This window comes from Brevibacillus massiliensis, from assembly GCF_000311785.1.
Lineage (GTDB): Bacteria > Bacillota > Bacilli > Brevibacillales > Brevibacillaceae > Brevibacillus_C > Brevibacillus_C massiliensis.
This window is the reverse complement of sequence record NZ_HE978535.1, coordinates 709,095-719,201: the sequence shown is the minus strand read 5'-3', so window position 1 is coordinate 719,201 and position 10,107 is coordinate 709,095. Positions and strand designations below refer to the sequence as shown.

At 53.6% G+C, this 10,107-nt stretch carries 10 protein-coding genes and 2 pseudogenes; all 12 read left to right on the top strand.

What is annotated here, in order from left to right; translation table 11 throughout:
• Positions 1 to 154 precede the first annotated feature (154 nt).
• The 12 genes and pseudogenes from HGBM_RS03545 to HGBM_RS03495 all read left to right on the top strand — a co-directional run bounded on the left by HGBM_RS03545 (position 155) and on the right by HGBM_RS03495 (position 10,077).
• On the top strand, positions 155 to 1,378 hold the full coding sequence (locus tag HGBM_RS03545; RefSeq protein WP_019119715.1) for a macrolide family glycosyltransferase: 1,224 nt from the start codon (positions 155 to 157) through the stop codon (positions 1,376 to 1,378).
• 196 nt (positions 1,379 to 1,574) lie between these two features.
• Entirely contained in the window at positions 1,575 to 1,832 is a 258-nt protein-coding gene (locus tag HGBM_RS29310) for a VOC family protein (protein ID WP_245552863.1), read from the top strand.
• A 308-nt stretch (positions 1,833 to 2,140) separates the two neighbouring features.
• Positions 2,141 to 2,716 (top strand): annotated as a pseudogene (locus HGBM_RS32395) (YhgE/Pip domain-containing protein); the annotation flags it as partial.
• Positions 2,709 to 3,131 carry an ABC-2 transporter permease gene (locus tag HGBM_RS32390; protein ID WP_019119712.1) on the top strand — a complete coding sequence of 141 codons (423 nt, stop codon included), beginning with the start codon at positions 2,709 to 2,711 and terminating at the stop codon, positions 3,129 to 3,131. The pseudogene HGBM_RS32395 and the gene HGBM_RS32390, both read left to right, overlap by 8 nt.
• A gap of 13 nt (positions 3,132 to 3,144) precedes the next feature.
• Positions 3,145 to 3,993, top strand: coding sequence for a hypothetical protein (locus tag HGBM_RS03525; protein ID WP_019119711.1), 849 nt, complete (start codon positions 3,145 to 3,147; stop codon positions 3,991 to 3,993).
• A gap of 119 nt (positions 3,994 to 4,112) precedes the next feature.
• Positions 4,113 to 5,789: a sigma-54 interaction domain-containing protein gene (locus HGBM_RS03520; RefSeq protein ID WP_019119710.1), complete on the top strand. Its 1,677-nt coding sequence runs from the start codon at positions 4,113 to 4,115 to the stop codon at positions 5,787 to 5,789.
• A gap of 144 nt (positions 5,790 to 5,933) precedes the next feature.
• Positions 5,934 to 6,710, top strand: a pseudogene (locus HGBM_RS32385) (MBL fold metallo-hydrolase); the annotation flags it as partial.
• 25 nt (positions 6,711 to 6,735) lie between these two features.
• Positions 6,736 to 7,182 carry an MBL fold metallo-hydrolase gene (locus HGBM_RS31525; protein ID WP_245552861.1) on the top strand — a complete coding sequence of 149 codons (447 nt, stop codon included), beginning with the start codon at positions 6,736 to 6,738 and terminating at the stop codon, positions 7,180 to 7,182.
• A gap of 21 nt (positions 7,183 to 7,203) precedes the next feature.
• Positions 7,204 to 7,962, top strand: a complete 759-nt coding sequence (locus tag HGBM_RS03510) for a beta-ketoacyl-ACP reductase (RefSeq protein ID WP_019119709.1) — start codon at positions 7,204 to 7,206, stop codon at positions 7,960 to 7,962.
• A gap of 44 nt (positions 7,963 to 8,006) precedes the next feature.
• A complete protein-coding gene (locus tag HGBM_RS03505; protein WP_019119708.1) occupies positions 8,007 to 9,176 on the top strand; it encodes an acyl-CoA dehydrogenase family protein in 1,170 nt (389 codons plus the stop codon).
• 34 nt (positions 9,177 to 9,210) lie between these two features.
• Positions 9,211 to 9,636, top strand: coding sequence for a MaoC family dehydratase N-terminal domain-containing protein (locus tag HGBM_RS03500; protein ID WP_019119707.1), 426 nt, complete (start codon positions 9,211 to 9,213; stop codon positions 9,634 to 9,636).
• Positions 9,637 to 9,651: 15 nt separating this feature from the next.
• The gene (locus HGBM_RS03495; RefSeq protein ID WP_019119706.1) at positions 9,652 to 10,077 is read left to right on the top strand and encodes a MaoC/PaaZ C-terminal domain-containing protein; all 426 of its coding nucleotides are present in this window, start codon (positions 9,652 to 9,654) and stop codon (positions 10,075 to 10,077) included.
• Positions 10,078 to 10,107 lie beyond the last annotated feature (30 nt).

The following is a 10,107-nucleotide window of genomic DNA, read 5'->3' as shown; positions in this document are numbered from 1 at the left end:
ATTGCGTAATGTGAGTTCTACCAAACCGCAACAAAATCGTTTGATCCGAAACCTGTCCGTCTGGGATGCCATTGTCATGTCGGCTGCATTCATGGGGCCTGCCGTATCGATGTATTTCAATACGCCGTACGCTGCCGGATTCGCCTAAGCAGCGATGCCGTTTGCCTTTCTCGTCTCGCTGTTTGCAGCCTTAATCCTGGCGAATACGATCGGTGAATTCAGCAAACTTGCCCCGAGTGCCGGCGCGTTCTACACGTTTTCGGTAAAGAGTGGTTTACTTTATAGCGAACAATTTCGTGATCGCGTCGAGCCAACGGGCGTAGAGGTAATCACGTTCGATAGCGGTAAATTTTTGGAGGCGTTCCTTGCCGGAGGAAGAAGTCCTTGGGCTCGAGTGGGTGGACTATTGCGCACCGCCGACATCATCATCCCCAGTGTCCTGGAGCAAACAAAGGGAGAACGTTTTGATTACATCATTCATGACTCGATGTTCGGCTGTGGGCGTTTGCTTGCACAAATACTCGACCTGCCGGCAATCAACTCGTGCACGAGCTTTGCAATTCAACAAAACAGCTTTGACAGTATGCAAGATCACCTCTCGCGCCATTTTCCAGCAGACGTGAATGAACGTGCACAACAGGAGTTTCAACAGCTAGTCAGTAACGTGCAAGCGAAATACAATGTGCAAGTTGACTCCGCCTACGAGGTTTTCTGCAATCCCGCGCCATTGACCATCGTCTACACGTCGAAACGCTTCCAACCCGATGGAGAAAGCTTCGACGAGACGTACAAGTTTGTTGGACCGTCTATCGTGCCGCGCTCACAAGGTCGATTTGATTTCTCTCATGTGGACACGGATCATCTGATTTACATATCACTCGGCACCGTTATCAATCAAGCGGTGGATTTTTACAAGCTCTGTTTTGCAGCATTCGCCGAAACGAAGTACACCGTGATTCTATCCGTCGGCAGACAAACCCAGATTGCGGAATTGGGAGACATTCCTGCGAATTTTATCGTTCGCAATTACGTACCGCAACTCGAAGTACTGCAACGCGCCAAATTGTTTATCACACACGGCGGCATGAACAGCACCAGTAAAGGCCTTTATTATGGTGTGCCGCTGATTGTACTTCCCCAAAGCGCCGACCAACCTATTGTGGCCCGACGTGTGGCTGAAATCGGTGCAGGCATCCACCTAAATCAAGAAGGCTTAACCGCGGGAGATCTCAGAGAGGCGGCGGAACGCGTGCTCAAGGATGCGTCAATTCGAAAGGTATGCTTTGAAGTTGGCGATTCGTTCCGAGCTGCGGGTGGGTATCATCGAGCCGTCGAGGAGATCTTCGCGTATAAACGAAGTCTAGGCATGACAAAATAATCGTGTTGCACCTTGGGGTTGTCAATCGCAAGGAAGAAATATCCCACCTAGATAGGGTAGTACCAGTGTGGGATTGGAAAACGGAGGAAATATACCATGTTCAAGAGTGGCAATGTGACTGTCATGGTAGCTGATTTTAAAAAAGCAAGCAGTACAATTTTACGTCGAAACCCTTGGATTAAAGTTACAACACCAAGTGGAAGGGCATTATGCGCAGGTCGAAGCACCGGGATTGACGATTGGGCTACTACATCCTACCGGAGAACAAGGTTCTCAACCGGGAAAATCAGGGAGCATTTCTATTGGATTTGAAGTACAAGAATTAGAGTCAGCAATCGAGATACTGAAATCCCGTGGTGTTGAATTCCAACATTTTATGGAAGACAAAGCAACCCGGCTTGCACACTTCAGTGATCCTGTTGGTAATCCCCTTTACTTGATTTGTAATCGCTAAGCCAAGGAGAGAATAAGAGACGACTGTTACATAATTGTTTTTCACCTATTCGTATTATATAAGGAAACGGGTATCGATAGCACAATAAACGAACAAAAGCCGATTCTGCCTTCCTTAGCGTAGGAAAAATCGGCTTTACATTTCCCAAAATATGTCCCTGTGGAACCCCGGTCACCCCTTTGCACAAAAATGAAAGGGGGAACGGGGTTATTTTTGTCGAATATGGATTGTACCGGAAGGAATGCGGAAGTAAGATAAAAGGAAGAAAATGGGCCATACTACGAACAGCAACGTACTCGGAGATGAACATGAAAAAGATATGGATGATCTTTACACAGGATTGCAGAAATATTGTAACGAATTGGGTGGCGGCAGTCGTTATTCTCGGGCTGGTTTTCTTGTCTTCGCTCTACGCCTGGTTTAACATTAAAGCCTCCTGGGATCCCTACGGACAAACGGGAGGTCTTATGGTTGCCGTCGTCAACCAGGATAAAGGAACAACCCTTCGAGGGAATCCGATAAACATCGGGAATGAAATTCAATCCTCCTTGAAGGAAAACAAGAATATCGGCTGGATTTTCGTTGATGAACAACAGGCGATGCAGGGGGTGATGCATGGAGATTATTATGCAAGCATCTTGATTCCTGCTGATTTTTAGAAAAAAATCGGGACCGTTTTATCCGACAATCCCCAGAAAGCAGAGATCATCTACAGCGTCAACGAAAAAATAAATGCGATCGCCCCGAAGATTACGGCCAAAGGAGCTAGCGGCGTCGTGGAAGAAGTAAGCCGCAACTTTGTCAAAACAGCGAATGGGACTATTTTTTCTATATTTAATGAGATCGGGATCGGATTGGAATCACAGCGGCCCACGATTGAAAGGTGAGGGATCGGCGCTGGACAGGACTGCCCGACATCTGTCGATCGCAATCGATGTGACAGGAAAGCTGCTCATGCTCATGGTCTACACGCTGGTTTCGGTATTTGGAAATGTCGGCAAAGCACTGGCGATTGTCCTCTTGGTGCTTCAACTGGCCGGTTCCGGCGGTACCTTTCCGATTCAGGTGACACCGCCGTTTTTCCAAGCCATACACCCCCTTCTGCCGTTCACCTACGCCATCAGCATGATGCGGGAAGCGGTGGGCGGAATTCTCTGGGATATCGTCGGAAAAGACCTGTTGATGATGGGAGTCTATGTCGCGGCGGGGCTGCTGATCGGATTAGCCTTGAAGAAGCACATCAATCGCGTAGCCGAACCGCTGATTCAAAAGGCGAAAGAGAGCAAGCTGATCCATTAACAGGGGACGGAGGATGCTGCACATGCGATGCACCGGATACTTGATCATTGCCTCTATTATCGCAATAACCGGCTGTCACCAGGCAATCCAGACCGAGGTAAAGCAGGAGCGATCGACGCTGTCGCCGGAAGTGACAAACCCGCCGCCGCAGACCGTTTCCCCGGACTTTCCCGAGAAGGTACAACTCGGTTTTCAGCCGGTAGAATGGAGTCAGTGGAGACAAGACTTGCCAACAGATCGGTGGGAAAAGAAAAAGACGCTTCGCTTCGGCGAATTGGCCGGAACTCCCGTAACCGTAGATCTCTACCTGGAGCCAGGCGGAGGAGGGAAACTGCCCGAGCAAATTCACGGCATACTGCGCTTTCAAAAGCAAAGCATCATCTTCTACGAATTGGGGTTTCATTTGGAAGACATCGAGACGCATATGATAGGGATGACATTGGCCGCGAAGGACAGCAAACTGATGCTGCTCGGCGGGATCGGTTCTCCTCACACCGGGTTTGAATATATCACGTACGATCTCCGATCTCAAACATGGTCCAGCTTTCACAGTTTTGGTGTGCCGCTGCTGACCGGCAGCAGCGGAGACGACTCCTCAGAAATCGTCCTCCAATCTCCAGCGGTTCACTTGACTTGGGAGGATGTGGAGATCCTTCGCTGGACAGGCGACCGGTTTGAGCTTGCCAGCGTCAACGATGCCATGGATAACAGCCTGCAGGTCAAACAAGCGGATACGGTCCGGCTATCGTCTGTCTATTTGGCCGACCAAAAGTATATTGTCATAACGTTGCTGGACGGTGAAGAGACGCCTGCGCCTTCAGCCCGATATGTCATTCACGGCAATCAGCTGATAAGACAGTGACAGACTACCTGCAAGCCAGCGATATCCAGCGACTTTTTGGCATATTCGCGGATGATTATCGTTATACCTGTATTAGAACCTTTGTGGCTTTTGTTAGAGGGCTAAAGGAGGGATAATCGATGAAGCGATCCTGTTTTTTGGACTCCCTGCCATTTCCGATCGTCTTCGTAAGTTCCAGCGGGATCATTGAAGCTTGCAATCTTCTCTTTGCCAAGCTGATCGAGGGCGCTTTTTCCGGGGTTGCGATAGAATCGCTGTTCGCACGATGGGAGGCACATGATGACAGGTTCGTTACAGCGGTCGCCGGGGATCGCTCCTTTCTCCTGTTTGCAGGCGAACCGGAGCACGGGGCACAGGACCATCTCGCATACATCGTCGTCGACGGTTCCTTCGTGCAGCGGATGCAGCGAAAAATCATCGACTTGGAGCAGGAACTGAATGCGGTGATGGAAATATCCAATGACGTGATCTACATTACCGACCGGGAAGGCGTAACGCTGAAGACAAATTCGGCGATCCAGCGCTTTACCGGTTACCCAAAGCAGTGTTACATCAACCAAAACGTCCAGGATTTGGTAGAGCGGGGGCTCATGAAGACATCGATTACGCTGAAAGTCCTCGAACAGAAAAAGCCGGTGAACTACATCTACACGTCAAGTTATCTCACCGACAAGAAACGTTTCGCGATGGGCATGCCTATTGTAAACGAAGCGGGCGAAATCGAAAAGGTGATCACCAATGTCCGCGACCTGACCGAGCTCAACCAGTTTTACAACGAATTGAAAAGAGCGTTGGAGCTGAATCACCAGTACAGAAAAGAGCTGGAAAAGCTGAAGGCGAAACGGATCGATCCCGATGTGATCGTCAACAGCAGAAGCATGCTTGAAATTTACGATATAGCCGATCGGATTGCCGACGTTGACGCCACGGTATTGATCCTCGGAGAAACCGGGGCGGGCAAGGACGTTTTAGCCAGGCATATCTACCGTGTCAGCAGCCGGAGCGAGCAGGGCGAGTTTATTAAAATCAACTGCGGTGCCATTCCCCATGACTTGCTGGAATCGGAGCTGTTCGGCTACGAAGCGGGCGCGTTCACGGGAGCCAGCCGGACGGGAAAACCCGGACTGTTCGAGCTTGCCCATCAAGGCGTCCTGTTTCTCGATGAGGTGGGAGAACTGCCGCTTTCCCTCCAGGTAAAGCTGCTGCGCGTCCTGCAGGAGAAGCAGATTCAGCGGATCGGAGCAACGAAGCCAAAAGACATCGATGTGAGACTGATCGCTGCGACGAATCGCGATCTCAAACATTTGGTGAAGCAAGGCGCGTTTCGCGAGGACTTGTACTACCGGCTCAATGTCATCCCGCTCTATATCCCGCCGCTGCGGGAGCGAAAAGAGGATATCCTGCCCCTTGTCCGCTCTGTGGTCCACAGGTTGAACCGACAATACAATACCGACAAAAAACTGGATCAAGACGTAGAGAGCTTTTTCTATCAATACGCTTGGCCGGGCAATGTCCGGGAGCTGACCAACCTGATCGAGCGGCTGATCTTGACGGTTCCGACAGACGAGATCGGCTTGGCAGACCTGCCGCCCGAATACCGGGAGCAGGACGTGCCGGAATCGGGACCGGCTTGCTCCCACAATAAAGTGATGACGTTAAAGGAAGCAGCCGAGATCGCGGAACGGGAGATACTCGCCATCGCGATGCAAAAGTACAACAGCACCTATAAGATGGCGGAGCAGTTGGGAACCAGCCAGGCAACGATCGTGAGAAAATTGAAAAAATACAATTTGTAAGCTGCAAGCTATGGACATACACAACGTCACTGCAGAAGACGATGGGAAAGTTATCTCCGTCATAGACGATTGGTGCGGAGGACGGGCGCGGAAGGGGGCAATCACGGGTCCGCTTTGTCAAAGTGATCACGTAATGAGGGAGAGATGAACGCAGACGCTGCCATTCGAGCAGTGTCTATTTTTTTGCCCGCAGCGGGAAGTGATACAAAAATGAATTGCCGATACAAAAAAAACTTGCCTTTCTTCCCGGTTCTTGAAGGAGTAAGTCATCCGTGTATCATGTGTGAGCCGCAGCGCTTTGCTCCGAGCGCCGTCCACCCCGTCGGCACGCTTTCCTCCCTCTATGGTATGCAACTTGCTAAAACCTTTTGCCAGACGGCGGCAGTTCATCACCAGCTACATGGAGAGGGGGGAATCGACATTGCAAGGATCATTCAAATCAACATCAAGACCCACTACGCGGAAGGAGATGTAAATGCCTACGTGATGATGGGCGATCCCGTCACCTTGGTGGATACGGGGATTCCGACAGGGGAATCTGTACAGCAGCTGCGCGACGGGTTGGCGGCAGTCGGCCTTTCCTTTGCGGATGTGGGCCAAATCGTCGTCACGCATATGCACCTCGATCACTGCGGCGGGGTGATGGCGATTCAAAGCGAGGCAGACGTCCCGGTATTTGTTCACGAACGGGCGGAGACAGTACTCACAGGCGGCCGCCGGGAGTTTGACCGCGCAGAAGCGTTTATGCAGGCGTTTGTCTCGCAGTGTGGGGCTGTAGGTCTCTTGAATCGCAGCCGGCAGTACCGCGAGGAAGCCTGGAAGCACATCCGCTACCTCAAAGACGGCGATACAGTGCTGGCCGGCGGCGACCGATTTCACGTGCTGGAAGTGCCGGGTCACAGTCAAACCGATATCTGCCTGTGGAGTCCTGAGACAGGAGACGCATTTGTCGGCGACTACCTGCTGCAGAAAATTTCGGCAAACGCTTTCATCAGCCCCCCCCCCCGAGCCGGGGGAACAAGAACGGCCAAAACCGCTCTTGCAGCTGCGACAGTCACTCAACCGTGCCCGCGATCTGCCGTGGAAAATGATCTACCCCGGGCACGGCGATCCGTATCTGGGGCATCGCCAGGTGATCAATCAGCGGTTTTTGGAACAGCACGAGCGATGCGAGCAAATCCGGCGTCTCTTGCAAGCCGGACCGCGGACGGTTTACGAGCTGAGCTGCGCCATGTTCCCCTGGTTGAAGGCGGGGGCCGTCTTCTTGGGTCTGTCGGAAATACAAGGGCATTTGGACCTGCTGGAGGCGCGGGGCCTGGTGGCCGCCGCACAGCATGGCGATGTCATCTTGTACCGGGCTTGTGACGGGCAGCGTCAAGAGGCATTGCGATAATCTTACAGGAGGTTGATGAGGATGAGTCGTTTGGATGGCAGGGCAGCGATTGTCACAGGGGCGGGACGAGGGATCGGCGCCGCTACGGCAAAGCGGTTGGCCCGGGAAGGTGCGAAGGTTGGCGTATTTGATCTGAAGGAGGAATTTTGCCGCGAGACCGTGCAGGCGATTCAAGCAGACGGCGGGGAAGCGGTCGGGATCGGCTGTGACGTCGCGGATGCCGAACAGGTCGAGCGGGCTGTGGCGGAAGTCGCGGCACAGTTCGGGCGGGTCGATATCCTGGTAAATAATGCGGGCGTCATCCGTGACAACCTGCTGTTCAAAATGTCGGAAGACGACTGGGACACTGTGATGAACATCCACTTGAAAGGAAGCTTTTTGTGCAGCAGGGCCGCACAGAAGTACATGGTCTCACAGCGCTACGGGAAAATCGTCAACACCAGCAGCACTTCCGCGCTGGGCAACCGCGGCCAGGCGAACTACTCCGCTGCCAAGGCGGGCCTGCAAGGCTTTACGAAGACGTTGGCAATCGAGCTGGGTCCCTTTAACATCAATGTAAACGCGGTAGCCCCCGGCTTTATCGTCACGGACATGACCAGACAGACGGCGGAGCGCGTCGGCGTCGATTTCGCGGAAAACCAGAAGCTGGCCGTCGAGCGCATCCCCCTGCGCAGGGTGGGCCAACCGGAGGATATCGCCAACGTAGTGGCATTTTTGGTCAGCGACGACGCCAGCTATGTCTCCGGTCAAGTGATCTACGTCAACGGGGGAAGTCGATAAGTTTATTTGCCTTATGATCCATTTACTCAAAAGGAGGCCTTGCGATGGATTTTTCATTGAGTGACGAGCAGAAAATGGTGCAGCGGACGGTGCGCGAATTCGTCCAAAATGAAATCATGCCGCTGGAACAGCAGGTACTGCGCAACGAGCGCGAAGGCAGGCCCGGCATTGCCCGCGAAGAGATCCGCCGTCTGCAGTTGAAGGCAAAAGAAATGGGCTTCTGGGGGATCAACACGCCCGAGGAGTACGGCGGAGCCAACCTGGGGCCGATCATGACCGCGCTGATCACGATGGAGCTGGGCAGAACGTTTGTTCCGTTTTCCTTCGGGGGTTCGGCCGACAACATCCTCTACTACTGCAATGAAGAACAGAAAAAGCGCTATTTGATTCCCCTGATCAATGGAGAGCGCCGTTCCTGCTTCGCCCTGACGGAACCGGGGGCCGGTTCGGATGCCAGAAACATCCGGATGCCAGCGGTAAAAGACGGCGACCACTGGGTGCTCAACGGGGAGAAAATCTTTATCACAAACGGCAACGAAGCGGATTTTGCCATGGTCTTTGCCGTGACGGACAAGGAGAAAGGGGCAGACGGCGGGGTAACCTGCTTCCTGGTCGACCGCGATATGGGGTGGCGGTCCGAGTACATCCATACCATGGGCGAATGGGGTCCGGCTTCGCTGATTTTTGAAAACGTTCGCGTTCCGGAAGAAAACATCCTGGGCGAGCTAGGCAAAGGCTTTGCCCTGGGGATGAAGTGGATCGGCCAGGGCCGCTGGGTGATCCCCGCAAGGGCGGTTGGCGCAGCAGAACGGCTGCTGCAAATGGGCATTGACTACGCCAAGACGCGCGTCACCTTCGGCAAGCCGATCGCCGAACGGCAGGCCATCCAGTGGATGATCGCCGATTCGGCCGTCGAGATTGAGGCGACCAAATGGATTGTCCTGCGGGCGGCGTGGATGGCCGAGAAGGGGCTGGATGCGCGTCACCAATCCTCGATGGCGAAGCTGCACGGAGCCATCATGGCCAACCAGGTGGTCGACAGGGTGCTGCAAATTCACGGCGGCATGGGCTATACCAAAGAGCTGCCGATCGAACGCTGGTACCGCGAAGCAAGGCTGTGGCGGATTTTCGAAGGCACAGATGAAATTCAGCGGCGGACCATCGCCCGCAACCTGCTGAAAGGACACGTCAAGGTAGGCGAACTGATGGGATGACCAGGAAGCATCATTTTCAAAGGAGGGGGCGAAGATGCTGATCGACCGCAGTGTGATCGGAAGTGCCAGCGAACCGCAGGTGCATGAGATCGAAAAAGGGGCCATTCGCGCATTTGCCCAGGCGATTGGCGACGATAATCCGCTGTACCATGACGAGGAGTATGCCAGACAGCACGGATACGCCAGCCTTGTCGCACCGCCGACGTTTCCGACCACGCTCAGGGTGCCCAACCCGCAGGTGAAATTTGAATTGAGCCGCGTGCTTCACGGCGAGCAGGAGTACGCCTGCGAGAGGCCGATCGTCGCCGGTGACGTCCTGCGCTGCGCAAGCAAAGTGATTGACGTCTATGAGCGGCAGGGCAAGTTGGGGGCGATGACGTTCCTCGTCACGGAAGTGCGGGGAGAAGATTTGGACGGCCGCTTGGTGTTTCGCGGAAAAAGCACCATTATCCTACGCTGACGGGAGGCGAACCGCATGCAGGCTTTGAACTGGGAGGAACTGCAGGTGGGACAGGAGGTGGAGCCGCTTGTCAAACCAGCGATTGAAAAAGTGCAGTTGGTGAAGTACGCAGGAGCCTCAGGTGACTTTAACCTGATCCACACCGATGACGAAACCGCCCGCAAAGTGGGGCTACCGGGGGTGATCGCACACGGCATGTTGAGCATGGGATTTCTGGGGCAGTACACCGCGCAGATGGTCGGGCCGAACGGATTTGTCAGCCGCTTGCAGGTGCGTTTTGCCGGGATGGTTCGGCCGGGTGACGTTTTGACCTGCCGCGCCAAAGTAACCGGAAAGAACGATGAAGCGCGTACGGTCGACCTGGAGATCTCAGTGGAGAAAGAGGAAGGCAAAGCTTTAACGTACGGCGAAGCGACGATCACCTTTCTGAAAAGGGGATAATCTGGCAGAAAATCGAAGCTGGGGGGAGCC